The following is a 22,128-nucleotide window of genomic DNA, read 5'->3' as shown; positions in this document are numbered from 1 at the left end:
GGTTTAAACTTAATATTTTAAGCAAGTTATGTTTATTCTGCGGGATTTGTGTTTAAATGACGCGCCCTGCACTGACGATGCATCCTGACCAGATTGCAAAGCGGCATCCACTGTGGATGAAAGATATCGAAACGTTCGGTCCATGGGAACATATACACCGGCAGGACTTTTCCCCGGCAGTCCAAGGTTCTGTCTGGTATCCATCCGCTGACGCAACGAAGAGTACACCGACGATTCTAATCTGTGATCAGTACGGTTCCAGCATGGATCCGGCCTGGGATCTTCTGAGCCGCCAGGCAATCCAGACCTGGGACTCGGTCATCGTCACCGAGCAGACAGCCGGCAGAGGACAGTTCCGGCGCAACTGGGTGTCACCCGTCGGAAATCTTTATGCATCCTGGGTGTGGCCCGAATTTTCCGGCAGTAACAGTGCCAATGCGTATCAGGAAAATTTATTACCCCTTGTCGCCGCGTATATTGTCGCCCGAGGTCTTGAATTGCTGGGTATCGATGTCCAGATAAAATGGCCGAACGATCTTTTATATAAAAACCGAAAAATCGGCGGTATTTTAATTGAGCAGCGCAATAAAAAAATCATTGTCGGAATCGGGATCAATATGGCTTCGGCACCGTCTTTGCGAACAACCGGCCCCGAAACATTCATGGCGGCGACCTGTCTATCTAAAGAAGGATTTGATATCTCACCGCTGAAGGTCTGGTTTCACCTGGTGGAATCAGGCATCCATTGTTTCGAGATGTTGATCAAGCAGATCCAACCATCCGAATTTATACACCTCCTTACCGACCGTCTGGCATGGCGCGGCAAGCACGTCCATATTCTGAAAAATGGAGAGGGGGTTTGTTCGGCAATCATTATCGGCATTGCTGAAAATGGCGGGCTACTGATAAAAAAAAATGCCAAAACAGAGGTCCTCCATTCCGGAAGAATTTTAACGGTTGAATAACAGCCATAGGCTTACCTGATCTATCGCCCAGACTATACCCACAGTACAACATAAAGATAGCTTGACAGCTTATTGGCACTTTCACATAAACCTCATGCAGAATTAATCTTTCACCTCGAAGTTAAATGAAGTATAATATTTGGAATTTTCAAGACTTAACCAAAATGTATTAAATATTAGGGAGAACTCAAAAAAGTCATGAAACCAAAAACCCTTGAACAAGTTCTGGCTGAAAATAAGGGGAAACCCATTCTCGTTGCAAACCGGGGTATTCCTGCCCGTCGACTCTGCCGTTCAATCTCGGAGATGGAAGCCATCTCAATCATGACTGCAACTGATGTCGATAAAACGTCCCCGTCTACCGGCAGTGCTCAAGAACTGATGCTGTTAGGGGAAGATCCTACGTCTTATCTGGATATTGACCGGATTATTGAAAAAGCTAAAAGACGAGGTGTTATTGCCATTCACCCCGGTTGGGGATTTGCAGCGGAGGATGCCGACTTTCCGCTGAAATGTGAAGAAGCCGGTATTCCTTTTATCGGTCCGGCGCATGATGCCATGCGACGTCTGGGCAACAAAGTTGCCGTGCGTAAACTGGCCACGGAACTGGGTGTTCCGGTCATCCCCGGGACGGAAGATGCCGTCACACTGGAAGAGGCCCGTGCCTTTGCTCCAAAAATCGGTTATCCGATCATGCTCAAAGCTGAAGGCGGCGGTGGTGGCCGGGGAATCTACGAAGTGTATTCCGAAGAAGAATTCGAATCCGCTTTTGTCAAAGCATCGACATTTGCCCAGGCGTCTTTCGGCAATCCCAAGCTGTTCATGGAAAGACTGCTGACCAACGTGCGTCATATTGAAATTCAGATTGCCGCCGATCAGCACGGCAATGTTTTTGCTTTTGATGAAAGGGACTGCACGGTTCAAAGAAACCATCAGAAACTGGTCGAAATGACCCCTTCCCCCTGGCCGGGCATGACCGAAGAACTTCGCTGCAAACTCAAAGAGTATTCGATCAAACTGATCAAGCATGTAAATTACTATTCTCTGGCAACGGTTGAATTTCTCGTGGATATGGATGGAACGCCCTACCTCATTGAGGTCAACACACGGCTTCAGGTCGAACACGGAATTACGGAATGCCGCTACGGTGTGGACCTTGTGGCTGAACAGATCGCAATTGCCTTTGGTGCGACGCTCAGTTTCAACCAAGAAGAGACTAAACCCTACCAGCATGCTATGCAGGTCAGAATCAACTGTGAAGATCCCCAGAACAATTTTTCACCCAATGCCGGTCTCATAACGCGGCATGCACCGCCGGGCGGTACCGGTGTCCGGCTCAATACCTGTATCAGTACAGGATACCAATTTCCATCCCAGTATGACTCGGCCGCGACCCTGCTGATGGCTTTTGGCCGCAGCTGGAACAAATGCGTCAAGGTTATGCGGCGCGCCCTGCGTGAGTATCATATCGGCGGAGTGAAGACGACCATCCCATTTCATCGTCAGATTCTCGAGCATCCGCTTTTCAATTCAGGTATGTATGATACCAACTTCATTGAAAAAACACCGGAACTGATGAAATATGTTGATCAGGCACCGGAAACCGTCAGGCTGTCCCGTCTGGTGGCTGAAATTTCGGCCAAGGGATATAACGAGTTTGTCCAGTTAAGCGAATACCGCGGGCGGGATGACAAACGGGTCGGGCCTTTCAATCCGGTTTTTCCCCCTAAAGGGCACAACAACTTTGTCCATCCGTATCCTAGTGGAGACTGCCAGGATATTCTGGATTTCGTTCGGGACAGCGGTTATATTCATTTTACGGATACAACGACCCGTGACATGACCCAGTCCAACAGTGGAAACCGCTTCCGCCTGGCCGAGGACAGGCTGGTCGGACCCTATCTGGATAAATGCGGTTTCTTCTCCATGGAAAACGGCGGGGGTGCCCATTTCCATGTGGCGATGCTGGCCAACATGACCTACCCGTTTACCGAAGCCGCAGAGTGGAATGAATTTGCACCCCAAACGCTCAAGCAGATTCTGGTCCGCTCCACCAATATACTGGGATACAAACCCCAGCCGCGCAATCTAATGCGTAAGACCGGTGAAATGATCTGCGCGCATTATGATGTGATTCGCTGCTTTGATTTTTTAAATCACATTGAAAATATGCGCCCCTTTGCCGAAGTGGCCATGGATTCCAAAACCAATATTTTCGAGCCTGCCATTTCCCTTTCTTTTGCAGAGGGTTTCGACGTAAATCATTATCTGTCGGTGACTGATGAAATTTTGTCGATGGTCGCCGCAGTTTCCGGCCTGACAAAGAATAAAGCGCTTCGCACGATGATATTGGGTCTCAAGGACATGGCCGGTGTATGCCCGCCCAGATTTATCCGGGAACTTGTGGGCGCAATTCGCAAAAAATATCCTGAACTTATCATGCATTACCATCGTCATTATACCGACGGATTGTTTGTTCCGGCCGTGGGTGCGGCGGCCCAAGCCGGCGCCAACATCGTGGACACCGGAATCGGCTCATCCGTCCGCTGGTATGGCCAGGGAGATGTTCTTTCGACAGCAGCCTACATCGAAGAGGAACTCGGCCTTAAAACCAACCTGAATAAAGACATGATCCGTTCCTGCAACTTCATGCTCAAACAAATCATGCCGTACTATGACCGCTACTGTTCGCCCTATTTCAAAGGCATTGATTATGATGTCGTCGAACACGGCATGCCGGGCGGCGCGACCTCTTCTTCCCAGGAAGGTGCCATGAAACAGGGGTATATCCATCTTCTGCCGCATATGCTGGAATTTTTGAAAGGAACACGCAAAATCACGCGTTATCATGATGTGACACCGGGCTCTCAAATCACCTGGAATACCGCATTCCTGGCTGTCACCGGAGCTTATCAGCGCGGCGGTGAAAAAGCGGTTCAGCGTCTGCTGGATACCCTCAAAGCCGTCAATACCATCCCTGAAAGAGATCTGCCCAGTGAAATCAAGGCGGCACGACTAGAACTGTACCGCGACAGCAATGACGCCTTCCAGAATCTGCTGCAGGGCCATTTCGGTAAACTGCCGCTGGGTTTCCCGCCGGACTGGGTTTATGAAAGCGCATTCGGCGAAAATTATCAGGAGGCCATTGCCGGTCGGACAACGGAATCACCGTTGAATACGCTGGAAGATATTGATCTTAAGGCAGAACGTATCAAACTCAAAGATCTGATTCACCGGGAACCCACCGAGGAAGAATTTGTTCTATACCTGAATCATCCCGGAGATGCACTGAAAACCTTCGAGTTCACGGCAAAATTCAGCAATCCGAACAACATTCCGGTGGATGTCTGGTTTGAAGGTCTGGAAGTCGGTGTTGAAAAAGAATTTACGGACAGCACCGGCAAACCCCATGAGATGATCATTCTGGATATTTCCCCTCCCAAAGCAACCGGACACTGCGTGGTCCGTTACCTTTTCGATTCGGAAGTTTTTATTTACAAAGTTAAGGTCAGTGAGCCCACCGGCAAAGGATTCGAATCCATCGAAATGTGTGATGTCTGCAATATTTGTCATATTGCGGCGCCGAGCAACGGGGATCTGTGGGTCATGTATGCCAATGAAGGGGACGTCATCCAGAAAGGCCAAGAGCTTTTCAATATCTCTATCATGAAGCAGGAAAAAGCCGTTCTTTCACCGGTTGACGGCATTGTCAAACGAGTTCTGAAAACAGCCAATTACCTGGAAACCAAAAAGATGGTCCCGGTTGTCAACGGTGAACTTCTCGTGGAGCTTTCACCCATATCGGATACCTGTGTGAACTGTAAATGTCCCATTGATATCGATCACCAGAAATTCTGTTCGATCTGTGGACAAAAACTCTGTTAAGGCCCATGATCGAAATAAAATAGTCCAAAATATAGTTTAGAATTTTCGTTCGTATTTAAGGCGTGTCAATGGGAGCATATTAAACATATGTACCCATTGACACAACGAAGAAGACGGATGAAAAGGCAAACCATATGGAAAGTTTTATTTTGAACTTGGGCCCAAAGTTCATTTCAACTGAGTTATGCGCCTGGCCAGATGCTCGACATACTCAGGAATATGTCCTAAATAACTTGCCCATTTTGCTCTATCCGGGAGTGCGGGCGTCCCGCCCGCAGGAAAGCAGGCGGGACGCCCGCGCTCCCAAGTGAAATTATTTCGGTCCCATTCCTAAAGGTATGCCTTCTCCCTGGTCAGACGCCATCAAAGTTCGATGCAAGTTCCTTTACCATATCTCATCTGCGGGTCTTGATCCCTAAATTAAAATATCCTCGTCATTTTTTCACATTTTTCTAGTCCAGTCTTCACAGGCATGTAACACAATTTGCGTAAATTGCGTGATTAACAAGATGTTCATCTATTTAATAAGGATAGAAAATGATGAAAATAGATCTTCATGTGCACTCCAAGTTTTCCAAGCGACCGTCCCAGTGGGTCCTGCAGAAAATCAGCTGTCCTGAAAGTTTCACGGACCCCATGCTGGTATATAATACTGCCAAGGCAAAGGGTATGTCCCTTGTGACCATATCCGACCATAACACCATTGAAGGTGCCCTTGAAATTGCCCATCTGCCGGACACCTATATCTCCGAGGAGATCACCTCCTATTTTCCCGAAGACGGGTGCAAGATGCATGTGCTGGCCCAGAACATCACCGAAGCCCAGCATGATGAAGTCCAAAAAATTCGAACAAACATCTTTGATCTGGTGGCTTATCTGAATGATGAAAACATCATCAATATCATTGCTCATCCCCTCTACAGCGTGAATGACCGACTGACCATCAACCATTTTGAACAGATGCTTTTGCTGTTTAAAAACTTTGAACTCAACGGTGCCAGAAACGAAAGACAAAATCAGATTCTTACCCAGGTGCTCAGAAAACTCACTCCCATGGACATTGAACGACTGTCCAACCTTTATGATTACCAGCCCCTGTTCGATACACCATGGAAAAAAAACCTCACCGGCGGCTCTGATGACCACTCCGGCTTAAATATCGCCAGAACCTTCACGGCTGTAGATAATGCAACAAATCTTGACGCTTTTATGGCCGGCATCCTCAACGGCAAATCCCGGGCCGTGTCTGATCCGTCCACGCCCCAGACCATGGCCCATAACCTCTACGGTATTGCCTATCAGTTTTACGCCAACCGGTTCAACCTTGGGCGCCACACAGGCAAAGACCAGCTGCTCAAATTTCTTGACCAGTCCCTGATGCCGGTGTCCAGAGTGGATAACGGGATTATGTCGCGATTTTACTCCTTTCTAAGCAAACGTAAAAACTGCCGGGATAATACCAAATCCGCTTCCATGAAAAATCTGATCAGAAAGGAGACCGAACGCCTATTTGCGGAAAATCCGGACCTGATGAATATTGCCAGGGCCCAGTCAAAAAAAATACGCCTTGGCGCGTCCCTGGAAAAGCAGGAACAGCACAGGGAAAAATTATGGTTTGATTTTGTCAACCAACTTTCAAACAAAGTGTTGTCCCACACAGGCGACCTTTTGCTTGGCCAGGCCTCCGGGGCCAACCTGTTCAACATATTCCAGACCATTGGTTCCGTGGGCGGACTTTACTCTCTTTTAGCCCCTTACTTTGTGGCCTTTGTCCATTTTGCCAAGGACAATGAAATTAATACAGCAGTCCTTAACCGGTTTGCCGGATACAGAAACGGGATGAAGACACCCAAATCCAAGGTCAAGCTCGGGCATTTCACAGACACTTTTTACGATGTCAACGGTGTGGCCCAGACCCTTCAACAACAGGTACAGGCCGCATTAAAAAACGACAAACATCTGACCATCATTACCTGTGATGCCCAGGCTGAACAAACAGGGGACGGGGTGAAAAACTTCACACCCATGGGCGTTTATGAAATCCCGGAATATACGGAACAAAAAATGTATTACCCACCGTTTCTGGAGATGCTGAATTATTGCTACCACCAGGGGTTCACCCATATCCACTCCGCCACACCCGGCCCCATTGGCCTGGCAGCCCTGGCCATTGCAAAGCTCCTGAAGCGGCCTTTGACCGCCACCTACCATACCCAGTTTCCCCAATATGCCCAGTATCTGACCGGGGATGATTTTATCGAAGGGCTCACCTGGAAATTCATGATTTGGTATTACGACCAGATGGATCAGATTTATGTTTCCAGTCAGAATTCCTTTGACGAGCTCACGGAGCGGGGCATTAAGGCCGAAAAAATTCGCATCATGCCCCGGGGCATCAACACGGAAATCTTTCATCCCTCAAAACACTGCGACATCCTGACTTCCAATTTCGGGGTTAATGAAGATGCGTTGAAATTTCTTTATGTGGGCCGGGTCTCCAAGGAAAAAAACCTGCCGCTTCTGGTGGATGCATTCAAAACGCTTTGTACGACCAGTAACAAGGTGCACCTCACTGTCGTGGGAGACGGTCCCTATGCCGATGAAATGAAAAGCATGCTCAAAGATTATCCCGTGACCTTTACCGGTTATCTTTCCGGTGAGCCCTTGTGCCGGGTATATGCGTCAGCAGATCTTTTTGTATTCCCCTCCACCACGGACACCTTTGGCAATGTGGTGTTGGAAGCCCAGGCTTCGGGCCTTCCCGTCATCGTGTCGGACCTGGGCGGTCCCTGCGAAAACATGCTGGATCGTGAGACCGGAATTATCGTTAAAAGTGACGATGGTACAGCCCTTTTATCGGCCATGCAGGAACTTATAATCAAGCCCGGGTTGCGCAGTCAAATGTCCCAGCGGGCCCGGGAATACATGGAAGACAGATCCTTTGAAAACGCATTTATACAATCCTGGAAATTCTACAAAAAGATGGATACCCCGGCGTCTGTGGAAAAATTTTCAAAGGCCGTATGATCATGCCTCCTATACAATCAGGATTGAAAACCGCCGCACGGATGCTTAAAGGCCGTATGCCCGGACAGCTTGTTATCCAGATCACGGACCGCTGCAACGCCACCTGTCCCCAGTGCGGCATGCGCAAAACCAATATATTTAACAGAACCCGGCTCTCCAATGACCAGCTCAAAGAGATCATTGATGCGGCAGGCAAAAAGGGATTCCAGGCCATCTCCTTCACCGGTGGCGAACCCATGCTGTTGCGCAAGGATCTGCCCGAACTCATCCGGCACGCCGGAAAAGCAGGGATTCCCTATATTCGCACCGGCTCCAACGGATTTTTTTTTGCCGATCATGACAAACCCGGCTTCAAAGACAAGGTAAAGGCCATTGCTGATGAACTTGCAAATACCCCATTGCGCAACTTCTGGATCAGCCTGGATTCCTCCGTCCCACAAATCCATGAGCAAATGCGCGGATTTAACGGCGTTGCCCGGGGCATGGAAAAGGCATTACCCATTTTCCATGATGCAGGGATTTTCCCTTCCGTGAATCTTGGGCTGAACCGCAATGTTACCCAGATCACCCGGGCCCTTGCATCACCAACCCTAAAAGACATTACAGCCCCGGAAGCCTCACCCTTTTACCAGGCCTTTGCCCAGGGGTTTGCCGACTTCTACCGCAAGGTGATCAACATGGGATTCACCATTGCCAATGCCTGCTACCCCATGAGCATGGAGGACAGCGCAGATAAAGCAGACTTGGATGCTGTCTATGCCGCGGCGTCCGCAGACCGGGTGGTTTGTTTCACGGACACGGAAAAGGCGCTTTTATTCAAGGCACTTTCAGACACCATCCCCAAATTTAGATCTCAGATTAGAATTTTTTCCCCTCTTGCGGGCCTGCACACCCTTTACAATGTCTATTCAGGAAAAAATGCAGACACGCCCTACGGCTGCCGGGGCGGCATTGATTTCTTTTACCTGAACTGCACCGACGGCAACACCTACCCATGCGGGTACAGGGGAGCTGACAATTTAGGCCCGTTTCCGAACTTAAACGTCAAAGCCATTAATCCTAAAGGGTACTGCCTGGCCTGCGATTGGGAATGTTTCAGAGACCCCACCGAACTTGGCGGCCCATTCATGGAAGCCCTTTCCGCACCATGGCACCTGGCGGCCAGAATGGCCAAAGATCCGAAGTACGGTGGCCACTGGCTCAAGGATCTTCAATATTATAAAGCCTGCGACTTTTTTGACGGCAGACGGCCACCCCGCCAAACAGCCTTAAACAGATTCTAAATCACTTTCCAGCACGAAAGAAACGATCATATCTGCCAGTTCTTCACTTGTTCCAGGGGAAAAAATATCGCCAGCCAGGATATGCTGCCCCGGGTCTGCGGAACCGGTAAAGGGGACAAGCTGTTTTTTGAGGCAGCCCATCCGCTTAAAGGCAAGTTCCAGGGATGGGATATGAACAATCTGGTCCTGGGGGGAATAAATCACAAGGCAAGGCACACGAATCTTTGACAAATCCAGTCCCCTTACAAGTCTGACCATCCCCATCATGGACAAAAGAGCCGCCACAGGATACCGGGTAATCCAATACTGTCCATGGCCTTGATTTTCCGGTACCACACCCCGTTCTTTTCCAATAATAATTCCGGCAATTTGGCGCCCCCAAGGCCAAGTGAGCATGGTTGAAAAACTATTTTTCGGCCGGAAATTTGGAGATAAAAAAATGCAGGCATACAGGGCGTCCATACCGCCCATGGTTGCGGCCCGGTGGGCCAGCCAGGCAAGGCTGGTGCCGCCGGTGGAACAACCGACCATGATCACCTTTGAGCCCAGACGCTGACCGATCTCATAGGCTTCAACCACATCATTGAGCCAGTCATTGACACTGGCATCGGCCAGCGCCCCGCCGGTCCGGCCATGTCCGGTAAGGCGTGTATAAAACAGATTGGCACCCAAAGCCTGTGCCACAAAATCGCTTAAAGGGGCTGTTTCTTTGCGTGTGGCCGAAAACCCATGGATATAGACCACACTGAATTCAGTCTGTTCATTGGGTGTGCCTGCCCATACCACGGTTTTTTGAATACCGGGTATCATGTCGGAAAACTGCTGCTCCTGAAGGATTAGATAATCATCTATATCCAAAGGAAGTTTTTTGGGAAATATGGTCTGGTCAATACGAACCCGGGGGCCGGATAAAAAAACGATTGCAGCAACGACCGCAAGACTGACTAACAGAATCATTTGCCCTATGTTCCTTTGAAGGGTTCATACAGGATGGATATTTCATATTCAATTGCGTCACATTCACTATGCCGATGTCCAGTGCACAAGTCTAACAAGTGATTGATAACCGGAGCGGATATCATCTTAATCTCTCGTTGAATTGCATATCAGTATGGCTGATGTATGTAAAGAAAAAGGCGCTGGAACTTTATTTCACTAAGACGGAAAATAGGCTGACTAGGTAGAAATGTATTGTGACAAGCTCCCTGCCAATTCCGGGCTTTTCCAGTTGACAACCGTTTAAACAAAACGTATGCATGTTTAAAAATTTGGAAATAAGTTTCCGGAGACAGGTGGATAATACTGGGCTAACGCCTGGTTTATATTTGTTGAAATCAAATCAATTGACTGTAGAAAAGGGGGGGGGGACAACGAAATGATGGGGAGATATTTTTTAATCGTATTTATTCTGGGAATGGCCGTGCCTGCGTTTGGCGGCGGCATTGACAACAAACAAAATTTTTCATCGGCATATGCCGGCTCTCTCAGCCGCAATGCCGCAACGGATGGTGCGGATGCTGCCGCGTACAACCCTGCCGGCCTGATCTTGCTCAAAAACGGGACCTACCTGGAACTTGATCTATTGCCCTTTACCTTTGACTATGATCATGAATTCAACGGGGAAACCCAGACCTCCAGTCCGAACCTGATCGCCCCCATGGCTTTCGGGGTCCACAAACAGGACAAATGGGCTGTCTGGGGCTCTTTTACCATTAACGGCGGAGGTGGGGAGACCGAATATGAAAACGGTAATATTATTACCCAAACCGTTGAAAACCAGTTGGCTGGAGGTGCCTTCTCACCTGTTCTCCCAGCGGGGAGAACTCTTTCCCAGACCTATGCCTGCGCTGAAAGCTACGATTATACCTTCACCGCAGGTGTCTCGTACGATCTTCATCCCATGGTCTCCGTTGCCGCCGGGCTCAGGTACGTAATCACCGATAAGGAAGTGGATCTCCACGGCACCTACAGCGGCGCCGATATCATGGCCAAATACGATCAGGAGGCCGACGGTTACGGCGGGGTTATCGGTATTGACATCCACCCTTCGGACGCCCTCAACATTGGTATAAGGTATGAATCAAAGGTCAAGCTGGACTGGGACACCGAGACGAGCGGATCAAACGCTCTCGGCATAGCCCTTCTCGAGCGATATGGCCGAGTGGACGGCCAAAGCTACGCCAGGGACCTTCCCGCCTTACTGGCGCTGGGCGTTGAGTGGAAAATTCTTCCGAAGCTCACACTCAAGCCCTCATTTTCTTATTACTTTGAAGAGGATGCGGACTGGGATACCCAGAATTACGCCGTGGACGGCAACTCCTATGAACTGGCCCTGGCCATTCAATACGATGTCAATGATGACTGGTCCCTGACAGCGGGTTATCTTTATATTAACGTGGACATGAAGCCTGAAAACTTTGGTATCATTGAGCAGATGAATCCGCCCCTTGACTGCCATGCTTTTGCCGTGGGTGCAAAGTATAGAGTGACGGAAAAGGTCACCCTGATCCTGGGATTTTCCGGATATTTTTATGAGGATGCCACGGCGTCTGCCGACCCTGTCACAGGACGCCCTGAAGTCACCTACGACAAAGCCCTGTATCAGGGAGGGTTCGGTATCCAGTATCGCTTCTAACCGGTCTAAAATCCATAGGAGGCTGTTGTCCCTCAAGCAAGGAATAACAGCCGCCCTGTAATATATAGACGCAATTTAAACACGACGAAATTTATATTTCTGTTATTTTTTCATGGCTTGGTTGACAATAAGCAAGCTGTTGGCCTAATATCATTTCAGACTCAAAATCAACGTTTCCAGCGGAGCAAAACAAATTTTCTTTACGTTTACCCCTACGTTGCATAAAGATTTTCCTAAATTAGAGTCCCTTACACCCAATATCCAATCCAACAGGAGGAAGTATTATGCTTAAAGTTGCTATTAATGGTTTTGGAAGAATAGGAAGGCTTTCTTTCCGAAAACTCTTTGGAGATGACCGGTTTGACATTGTAGCCATTAACGATTTGACAGAACCTAAAATGCTGGCGCATCTTCTCAAGTATGACAGTGTCCAGGGGCGTTATTCAGACCATACAGTTGAGTGCGATGGAGAAGCCCTCATTATTGACGGCAAAAAAATTCCGGTTTACAAAGATGCCGATCCCAAAAATCTTCCTTGGGGCAGCCTTGGGGTGGATATTGTTCTTGAATGCACCGGATTTTTCTGCTCAAAGACCAAAAGCCAGGCACATATCGATGCCGGCGCCAAAAGGGTGTTAATTTCTGCCCCGGCAGGCACTGACCTGCCAACCATTGTTTATGGTGTAAATCATCAGACACTACAGGGTGATGAACTTGTGGTTTCCGGTGCCTCATGCACAACCAACTGTCTTGCACCCATGGCAAAAACATTGAATGAGTATCGTGAATTAAGAACCGGTTTCATGACAACCATCCATGCATATACAGGCGACCAGATGATTCTTGACGGACCCCACCGCAAAGGTGATTTTCGCCGTGCCAGAGCTGGTGCAATCAACATCGTACCCAATTCAACCGGTGCTGCAAAGGCCATTGGCCTCGTCATCCCCGAACTTGACGGCAAACTGATCGGCTCGGCACAACGTGTGCCGGTTCCTTCGGGGTCCATCACCATTCTTGACGCAACTTTAAAAGATGACACCGAAACCGTGTCAGTTCAAGGCATTAATGAAGCGATGCAAAAAGCGTCAGATGAGTCCTTTGGATATTCCGATGAAGAACTGGTGTCAAGTGATACAATCGGCATGAGCTATGGTTCCCTTTTTGATTCCACGCAAACACTTGCCCAGCAGTGCGGAACCAAAATTTATGAAGTCAGGGTGGTATCCTGGTATGACAATGAGATGAGCTATGTCAACCAGCTTATCAGAACACTGGCCCATATGGGCAACTTAATGTCTTCTTTATAAGGGCTTCCCCCCCAAAAAAAGAAGCGACCGCAAAGATAACAAGGAAATGCCCTATAGATAGTGCCTGAACGGGAACCCGTGTTTGGACGAGAAGTTGCCCAGATGCAAGGCGCAGATGGATAAATTTTCGTTCAAACACTGGCTATAATCCATAGAACCAACAAAAAAACAAAATGATAGTGAATAACAAGATGTTCTAAATTCATACCGGGATTAATAAATTGACAGGGTCGCAGAGACGGGTTAATTTCTATACAATTTTAACGGTTGAATGAAGGCTTCCGATCAATTAAAGGGAGCTTTTTTGTAAAAAAGTAAGAATTGCAATCAAAATAAGGCGGGTTATGAACATCAAAAATTCATTTTTCCAAAACAAACCTCTGCTGATTATCATTGCTGTGCTGCTGGTTTTAGTGGAACTTCAAATTTTTTTCGTTTTTTCTGCAAAATCCGGGAAAAAAAATACCCTGCAAGTTATGAATGATTCAGGAACAGTCATTTACGAAGCGGATGGAGAGCATTTAACCCAGTTTAAAAAATATTATTTTGAAGCAACCTTCGGCCCCTTTGAAAATTATGAAAAAAAGCTGGTCACCCGGACAGTGCCTTTTCCGTTCAGGGCTTGGTTTGCCACGGCCATTGGTCTTCCTTTAGGGTTTACGCTTTTATTTGCCTTTATTATATCAGCCGTCTCAACGCTTCTCGGCAAAAAGCAAGAGGAACCCCAACCCCAGGCACCCACCGAAAATGCGAATGTTGAGCCCAAGGGAAAAGTGAATCAATTTTTAGCCCAGATCAATCGCATGAATATTTTTATAATTGGTGCCGGCATTTTTCTGGTTGTGCTTGCCTTCTGGGTGCTGCCAAATATGGTTTCCTTCATCGGTCAAACCGGTCTTGAAATCATTGATCGGTATGGATGGTTTATTGCTTTTGCCGTCATGGCAGTTCTTTTAATTTTTGCCTGGTTTCTTTATTTACGATATCTTCTGGCCAAAAAAACGTTGGAAGCAGAAACCCATATCCGTGAGTATCAGTTAAGCTTAAGCAGACTGCCCGGGCCTGACCCGTCCATGCTTAAAATCGAAAATAAATCTGATCCTGATATACTTGAAGTTCCCGCGTCAGAAGATTAAGAAATGACAGCCATGGGCTGACCTGATTTTTCTTCGTGGTTCAGCCCACAACAAAAGTTGAAAAATATATTTGCGGTCCTTTTCCAATCTTTTAAAAGACCCATTCCGTGAATAGTAAACACTTTTCACGGTTAGTTCTTTTCTCAACATTCTTTTCTCAACATTCTTTTCTCAACATTCTTTTCTCAACATTCTTTTCTTAACATTATTGAAATTTTAAATTCAATCGCCCATCTTGCAAATTGTCATATGCACTGTGTGATACTTTCAGCAGAAAGCAATGCAGATTCCCGAATAAAATCAAATACTATTTGTGCCGAAGCCTCCTGAATAGCTTAAATACCTAATACAGATAAATATATTTGCTTCATTTATTTCAATTATGAAATATTTTTTTAATTTTTTGTATACAAATTTGAAATAAACTGATTGTTCGAATGATATTCACTGATCAATCAAAGCTAACCATTAAAATAAATCTTATTAATTACAGCATGATACATATAAATAATAGATTATAATAAGAAAACGGCATGCCTATTGCTTTTTAAATTAAAATTTTTTGAATAAACAACAATGGAGCATGATTATGGTAAACAAGCAGCATATTTCTTTCGGTTTTGTAATTCTTGGCACTCCGCTGGCTGCATTGGCTGGAGACGGCACAGTAATTGACAGCGGTAATACGAGCTGGATGCTGATTTCAACGGCCCTGGTTCTACTCATGATGCCGGGTCTGGCCATGTTTTACGGCGGCCTGGTGCGGGCTAAAAATGTTCTGGGAACCATGATGCATACATTTGTGGCCATGGCAGTTATCGGTGTGCTCTGGGTGGTCTGCGGATATTCATTGACTTTTGGAAAGAGCATTATGGGCGGACTTGTCGGGTGGAACAGTGATTTCTTTTTTCTCAAGGGGATTGATGAAGCCGTGACCGACGGGATCCCGGAATATATCATTGCCATGTTCCAAGGTAAATTTGCCATCATCACGCCGGCTCTGATCAGCGGTGCCATAGCAGAGCGAATTTATTTAAGGGGATATATCCTGTTTATTTCCCTATGGTTCCTGGTGGTTTACACGCCACTGTGCCACTGGGTGTGGGCATCGGACGGCTGGCTGTTCAATGCCGGTGCCGCCGGGGTAATTGACCTGGCCGGAGGACTGGTCATTCATGTGTCGGCCGGTACCAGTGCCCTGGTGGCAGCCATCTATCTTGGGCCCCGACTGGGACATCCAAAAATTACCGCACCACCCAACAATCTGACCATGACCCTTATCGGAGCCGGACTGCTATGGGTCGGCTGGTTTGGTTTTAATGCCGGCTCCACCCTTCAGAGCGGTCTGGATTCGTGCAGAGCCCTGACCATGACCCAGATTTCCGCGGCCAGCGGCGCACTGGTCTGGCTGTGTATGGAAGGGATTATGTACCGGAAGGCATCTGCACTTGGTTTTGCATCCGGCACCCTGGCCGGCCTGGTGGTGATCACCCCGGCAGCCGCAGTGGTTCAGCCCCTGGGCGCGCTGTTCCTGGGAGCGGCATCAACCGTGGTGTGTTTTTATGCGCTTCAGCTCAAAATAAAGCTGGGGTATGATGATACACTGGACTGCTTTGGAATTCACGGTGTCGGTAGCGCGCTGGGGGTCATTCTACTCAGTTTTTTTATCCGCGATTCCTGGATGGCATCAGCCAGTGAAGCAGCCGGGCGGACCTGGACAGTTTTCGATCAGCTGTTAATACAGCTCAAAGGATTAGGAGCAACTATCCTGCTTGCCGGCGTCGCAACCATTATCCTGTGTATTATTGTGGAAAAAACTGTAGGCTTCAGACTGGATGAAGAAAGTGAGTACAGGGGACTTGACCAGTCACTCCACGGCGAAAGGGGATATGATTTTTCCTCCTGATCTGTGAAAAATTCCTTTTTTTAGAACGCAAAAATGTCCGGTGCCTTTTCCAGGCACCGGGCTATCGCCCGCCGCCTCAATCCATCCTTGTACAAAGCAAGTATATTCAAACTGATCTTCTTTTTTCCATAAATGATAGAAACGCCCACTTGAGTCAGAGGCGAAAATAGGGGATAAACCATATTTTTAAACAATGAGAAAACCGTGCCACGGTAGGAATGCCAATTACCCGGCACCCCTCGCAGGTGAGTACTTCCCCTTCAGGCCCTCTCAGGTAGGGTCGAAGACTGGAGCGGTTCAAATTAAGCCCGTTTCCAATCCCCTCCACGTCAAACGCAGCATGCGGATTTCCCGCACTACGCTTCCCTGTCAGCTTCATTTAAGAGTTTATGAGACCTATCAGCCGTCAACGCTTTCAAGCCTGGTATCGTCTAACCTTATACTATCTGGTAGAGGAATCGGGTGACCGACTCCTCTACCAGATAGTAATAAATCACTTTCACTTTGCATAGCAAGGATATCAAATGAAACGTAAAGGTAGAAAAATTAGCGTAAAAACCCTGAAACGGATTATAAAAAATCTACGTTGGTGTAATGGACAAAAATCTCTTAAAAGCAAACGTGATTAGAATGAGTCAGGGAAGCACAAAAAGAGATCGTAATATTGAAATATGAAGATGATGCAGACAGCATTGATCTGTATTACTTTGATGAATCCGGTTTTACCGGCGTACCTGAAATTCCATCTGCTTGGTTGGATGAAGAAGAGCAACTTTTAATTCCGAGTGGCAAAACCTCAAGAATCAATGTATTGGCAAATGTCAGCAAGAAATTTATAATTTCATTTTCTTAATAGCAATTTATTTTTGTCTATGTACTTATTATCCACCATATCACAGTAAATACAATCCCGTAGAAAGAGTTTGGGGTAGATTGGAACAGCATTGGAATGAAGGACTTCTGGATAAGGTTGAAAAAATTATAGGTTTAACGAAAACAATGACCAGGAAGGGCTGGAGTCCAGTTGTAACCTTTGTGAAAAAAAGGCATAGGTCTGACAAAACAGGTTGGGCAGGATATAGAAAATCAAATTTTCCGAATCGAGGGGATTCAAAAATGGGCTGTTGACATACCTTTCTATGTTGATTGAGAAATTGGGAGGTTTTATTCTAATATTGCGCCTAAAATTTTGGCAGCACCTTTGGTTCCAGAGAATTTTCCAGAACATTGGATCGTTTCTTTGGATTAAAAAAGAAGGCCCTGTTCCCTTGGGTATTGAAAAGTTAGAATAATCCGACGGCACCAGGGTTTCAAGCTTTATCGGAGAGACGATTGTAAAGAAATCCGGTTGTAAAATTATGAAAGTTAGAGGATAGCGGGCCTATCTCCAGCGCTGTTGATTTAAAGCCTGTTTAAAAATTAGGGGATAAAATCGAAATCTCATTAAATTTCAGTAGGTTCCTCAATTTCCAAACAGGCTCTCAGGATCGGGCTGTAGACCGTATAAACGTATCTTTCATTATTCCATTTTTATTTACTCTTTGAAATTATATGATATACTCAAATTATATGTATTTTGTTAATTCAACTCCTTAAGGCAAAATCATGGTCTCAAAAAATCAGGAAATACTCATACTGACCCAGAGCCCGTCTCCAGAAACGGCCCAGGTCTTATTCTGCGGAGATGTTATCATTTTCACACTTTCAGTATCCCCTGACAGACCAGGCCGTGCCTTTGTCAGAACCGACCTGGGTAATGCAGACGCGATCCGCAGAGAAATCATCCGCCGGGTTGAGAAAAACGAAATCAAACTGGGTGAGGCCTGGTGTGATTTGCCCATGAAAGAAGATGGTGATGGAAATTTTTCCATCCGGTTTCCCCTGACCCAACCCGGGCCGTTCCAGGCCAAATGTTTTTTTCTTCCCCGGGACAGTGATGTTCCGGTATGGCCCGAAGGGGGAAACACCAAACTCTGCGTTGAACCGGCCGGTACCTGCTGTGCCAATATCATTTATAATGCGTTTGTGCGGCAGTTTGGGCCCACCAAGGACGCAAAGTTCCAGCCCCCGAATCTGGATTCCGTGCTCAACAAACTGGATGACCAGGGATTCACCGTGATTCCCAAATCTGGAAAATTCAGGGATCTAAAGGAACAGTTGGACTTTATCTTTTCCAAAATGGGTTGCCGGGCGCTTCACCTTTTGCCCATTCATCCCACGCCCACCACCTATGCCCGGATGGGCCGATTTGGAAGTCCCTATGCAGCCCTTGACTTTTCAGATGTGGACCCGGCACTGGCCCAATTTGACCCGGCAGCCACCCCCCTTGAACAATTCATGGAACTAGTGGATGCCGTACATGATCACGACGGTTATCTGATCCTTGACATTGCCATCAACCATACCGGATGGGCAGCAAGTCTTCATGAATCCCATCCCGAGTGGCTGGACCGGGGAGATGACGGTAAAATCCGCATGCCTGGGGCCTGGGGTGTTGTCTGGGCGGATCTGACCAAACTGGATTACCGGCACACGGATCTGTGGCAGTACATGGCGAATATTTTTCTGCAATGGTGCCACCGGGGTGTGGACGGATTCCGGTGCGATGCCGGGTACATGATCCCGGAACGGGCCTGGGAATATATTATATACAAGGTCAGAAGCCAGTACCCCAACACGATTTTTTTCCTTGAAGGACTGGGAGGGCCACCAGATGCAACCCGCCACTTGCTCCAGCGCGCAAATTTTAACTGGGCCTATTCAGAACTGTTCCAGGAATACACCCTTGAGCAGATATCCCGGTACCTACCCCATGCCGTGGACCTTTCGAATACCTGCGGCCACTTAATCCATTTTGCCGAAACCCATGACAATGACCGCCTGGCCAAGGTCTCCCATACCTACGCGAAAATGAGGACCGGCCTTTGCGCGCTTTTCAGTATCTGCGGGGGCTTTGGATTTGCCAACGGCGTGGAATGGTTTGCCAAGGAGAAAATAAATGTCCACAACTCCCCGGGCCTGAACTGGGGAAATCCCGACAACCAGGTGGATTATATCACCCGGCTTCATCTTCTTTTACGGGAACACCCGGCCTTTTTCAGTGGGACACAATTAACACTCATCCATGAAAAAGAGAGCCAGGCACTGGCACTGCTAAGGCTCAACCCCCATTATAATGCCCGGATGCTGGTGCTGATCAATCCGAACTGTGACAGGCGGGTCTCGGCGGTATGGCCAGTCGGCACGGAAGGTGGTGCGGCCTTTCCATGGATAGACCTGATTTCAGGCAACACCGTTCAGGCAGAAAACAGAAAAGGAAAATACCGGATTCTCCTGAAACCGGGTGAAGTAATGGCCTTAAGTCCTGAAAAGGGTGACCTGGGCTTAATTTGGGCCCAACCGACGGGCAATCTGTCCATGCCGGGCAGGGTTCTGATGCAAAAACGAAGGGCACTGGCCCTTGAGGTGATTACTGCGGTAAACGGCTACATGGATCTGGCCGACCTGGATGTGGACCAGGCCGCCATGGATCTGGCACGAAATCCCGAAACCTTTATACGCAAGCTCTATCCGGACAGACAACCCTGCCGTACCATCCTGTTTGATGGTCACAAGGATATCAATCGCAGGGTAATGGTTCCCCCTGGCTTTTTCCTGATAGTCCGGTGCAACAAGCATTTCAGGGTTCAACTTGGGGAAGCTGGGCCTGACAAAAAGTGTCTGGGATTTTGTGAAAGCCTTCCTGCAGAAGGGGATGCCGCGTACCTGGCCATTTTCATGCCCATGGAAATAAAAGACAATCACAGGGACTGCCTGCTCAAACTACGCATATCCGGCCCCGAAGGCACCAAAAAAATCACCGGCAACATCCGATATCTCCCGCCCTTTGATGCTCTTAACCTGCGGCTCTCTTTTACCCGCAGGGAAATTGCCGCTGATCCGTCCATCAAGCAGCTATCCACCACCGGCCTGGGTGCAATGATGCGGGCAGGGGCCTGTTTCGGCCATCTGGAGAGCCGTTATGATGCCCTATTGGGTGCCAACCTGAACCCTGTCTTGCCCGAAAACCGATGGATGCTCCTGTCCCGGTTCAGAATCTGGGGCGTATTCCAGGGCTATTCCAGGGAACTTGGGCTCGATTGCATAGATGCCTTCTGGGCCTCCCATGACCGGGGCGGAAAATGGCGGTTCAGAATTCCCTCATCCGAAGGCAGATATTATGTCATTGATCTGTTCCTGGAGATGGACCGAAAAGCCAACGCCGTGACCCTGACCCTGCACCGGGAACCCGCACCGGCAGATAATCCCCGGCGCCTTCAACCCCAACGCGACGTTACGCTGATCATCCGTCCCGACATTGAAGACAGAAGTTTTCATGACACAGTTAAGGCTTTTAGCGGGCCTGAACAGCAATGGCCATCCCGGGTTTCAGCATTTGAAAACGGATTTTTCTTTCATTCCCAAACAAGGCAGGTACTTCGGCTGTCAAGCAGCCGGGATGCATTTTTCTTGAAACCGGAATGGAACTACATGGTCCACAGAAGTATTGAAGCCACCCGGGGACTGGATGCCGACTCCGATCTGTTCAGCCCGGGCTATTTCAGCATCAATGTCAAGGGCGGAGACACGGTTAGCCTGGAGGCCCGTGTCATTAATGAAAAGATAATGCCTGAACCCGTAGACAGCAAAAAAATCTCCTTGCCCGGTCTTTTCCATTCAACCGTACCGTTTTCCCAGGCAATACAGGCAAGCCTTGACGCATTCATCGTGGACCGGGGAGAGGAAAAAAGCGTGGTGGCAGGATATCCCTGGTTCCTGGACTGGGGAAGGGACAGCCTTATCTTCTGCCGCTCCCTGATTGAGCTTGGCCGAATCCGGGATGCCTTTGCCATACTCTCCCTTTTTGGAAAATTTGAAAAGAACGGCACCCTGCCCAATATGATATGCGGTGAAGATGCAAGGAACATTGAGACCTCGGATGCGCCGCTGTGGTTCTTTGCCTGCTACCGGCAACTATCCCAAACCGTAAGCAAAGAGACACTGCTCACCAAAAACATCGGACAGCGCACCTTGATCCAGGTGCTCAAAGACATGGCATCATCCATGATCAACGGCACGCCCACCGGTGTCAAGGCAGATCCTGAATCCATGCTGCTCTACAGCCCGGCCCATTTTACCTGGATGGATACCAATTTCCCGGCAGCTACCCCCCGCCAGGGATATCCCATTGAGATCCAGGCGTTGTGGTATCATGCCCTTGAATTCTTATCCCAGGTTGATGCTTTGAACACACACACGCCATGGCAAAAACATGCAGACACGGTCAAACGTAACATCGTGAATCTGTTCTGGCGCGAAGACGATGGTTTTTTCAGCGACTGCCTGCACTGCAGCGAACCGGTTGACGCCGGACATGCAATCCCGGATGATGCCCTGCGGCCCAATCAGCTGCTGCTCATCACTTTAGGGGTCATTGACGACCCAAAGATCATGGCCCGGGTGGTCGAAACCTGCCGGGAGCTTCTGGTACCCGGAGGCATCCGAAGCCTTGCGGACCGTCCCCTTACCATACCGTTGTTCATTGAACGGGAAGGGCAGCCCCTGGTAAATCCCCATGCTCCCTATGCCGGATGTTACCAGGGAGATGAGGATACCCAAAGGAAACCGGCCTACCACAACGGCACAGCCTGGACTTGGCAGTTTCCGATATTCTGTGAGGCCTGGGCCACAGCCTTTGGCCCCCCGGGTATTCCGGCGGCCTTGTCCTGGTTAGGCAGTTCACTACCATTGATGCGCACGGGCGCGGCAGGTTTTGTACCTGAAATCCTTGACGGTAATTTTCCGCACACGCCCAGGGGATGTGATGCCCAGGCCTGGGGTTGCAGCGAAATTGCCAGGGTTGCCCACAAACTGACCCGGATTCAAAATAAAACTTAATATTATAGGCATCAAAGATGCTATATTAATCAAAATTAATTATT

At 48.3% G+C, this 22,128-nt stretch carries 12 protein-coding genes; 11 read left to right on the top strand and 1 reads right to left on the bottom strand.

Translation table 11 applies throughout. The annotated features are described in order from the left end of the window. Positions 1–56: 56 nt before the first annotated feature. From EYB58_RS15615 to EYB58_RS15600, 4 genes are all read left to right on the top strand, one after another. Positions 57–965: a biotin--[acetyl-CoA-carboxylase] ligase gene (locus EYB58_RS15615; RefSeq protein ID WP_242637397.1), complete on the top strand. Its 909-nt coding sequence runs from the start codon at positions 57–59 to the stop codon at positions 963–965. 198 nt (positions 966–1,163) lie between these two features. After that, the gene (locus EYB58_RS15610; RefSeq protein ID WP_111954882.1) at positions 1,164–4,850 is read left to right on the top strand and encodes a pyruvate carboxylase; all 3,687 of its coding nucleotides are present in this window, start codon (positions 1,164–1,166) and stop codon (positions 4,848–4,850) included. Positions 4,851–5,387: 537 nt separating this feature from the next. Beyond that, positions 5,388–7,877, top strand: coding sequence for a glycosyltransferase (locus tag EYB58_RS15605; protein ID WP_111954884.1), 2,490 nt, complete (start codon positions 5,388–5,390; stop codon positions 7,875–7,877). Between the two features lie 2 nt (positions 7,878–7,879). Next, the gene (locus EYB58_RS15600; RefSeq protein WP_242637396.1) at positions 7,880–9,160 is read left to right on the top strand and encodes a radical SAM protein; all 1,281 of its coding nucleotides are present in this window, start codon (positions 7,880–7,882) and stop codon (positions 9,158–9,160) included. Here EYB58_RS15600 and EYB58_RS15595 read toward each other — a convergent pair. Further along, entirely contained in the window at positions 9,146–10,117 is a 972-nt protein-coding gene (locus EYB58_RS15595) for an alpha/beta hydrolase (RefSeq protein WP_111954888.1), read from the bottom strand. The two genes, EYB58_RS15600 and EYB58_RS15595, sit on opposite strands and share 15 nt — an antisense overlap. A gap of 418 nt (positions 10,118–10,535) precedes the next feature. Between EYB58_RS15595 and EYB58_RS15590 the strand changes: the two genes are divergently transcribed. The 7 genes from EYB58_RS15590 (at position 10,536) to EYB58_RS15560 (ending at position 22,084) form a co-directional block, all read left to right on the top strand. Next, a complete protein-coding gene (locus tag EYB58_RS15590; protein ID WP_111954890.1) occupies positions 10,536–11,795 on the top strand; it encodes an OmpP1/FadL family transporter in 1,260 nt (419 codons plus the stop codon). 284 nt (positions 11,796–12,079) lie between these two features. Then, a complete protein-coding gene (gap, locus tag EYB58_RS15585) occupies positions 12,080–13,105 on the top strand; it encodes a type I glyceraldehyde-3-phosphate dehydrogenase (RefSeq protein WP_111954892.1) in 1,026 nt (341 codons plus the stop codon). Positions 13,106–13,449: 344 nt separating this feature from the next. Beyond that, positions 13,450–14,241: a hypothetical protein gene (locus EYB58_RS15580; RefSeq protein ID WP_111954894.1), complete on the top strand. Its 792-nt coding sequence runs from the start codon at positions 13,450–13,452 to the stop codon at positions 14,239–14,241. 589 nt (positions 14,242–14,830) lie between these two features. Further along, positions 14,831–16,147, top strand: a complete 1,317-nt coding sequence (locus EYB58_RS15575; protein WP_111954896.1) for an ammonium transporter — start codon at positions 14,831–14,833, stop codon at positions 16,145–16,147. 664 nt (positions 16,148–16,811) lie between these two features. Next, complete coding sequence (locus tag EYB58_RS24105; RefSeq protein WP_242637395.1) at positions 16,812–17,000, top strand: transposase; 189 nt, start codon at positions 16,812–16,814, stop codon at positions 16,998–17,000. Continuing rightward, on the top strand, positions 16,958–17,275 hold the full coding sequence (locus EYB58_RS24800) for an ISAzo13-like element transposase-related protein (RefSeq protein ID WP_111954900.1): 318 nt from the start codon (positions 16,958–16,960) through the stop codon (positions 17,273–17,275). The genes EYB58_RS24105 and EYB58_RS24800 overlap by 43 nt, the downstream gene beginning before the upstream one ends. A 477-nt stretch (positions 17,276–17,752) precedes the next feature. Then, positions 17,753–22,084, top strand: coding sequence for an amylo-alpha-1,6-glucosidase (locus EYB58_RS15560; RefSeq protein ID WP_111954902.1), 4,332 nt, complete (start codon positions 17,753–17,755; stop codon positions 22,082–22,084). Positions 22,085–22,128: the final 44 nt, after the last annotated feature.

This window comes from Desulfobacter hydrogenophilus, assembly GCF_004319545.1.
In the GTDB taxonomy this organism is placed as follows: Bacteria; Desulfobacterota; Desulfobacteria; order Desulfobacterales; family Desulfobacteraceae; genus Desulfobacter; species Desulfobacter hydrogenophilus.
This window is presented reverse-complemented; position numbering and strand designations above follow the sequence as displayed.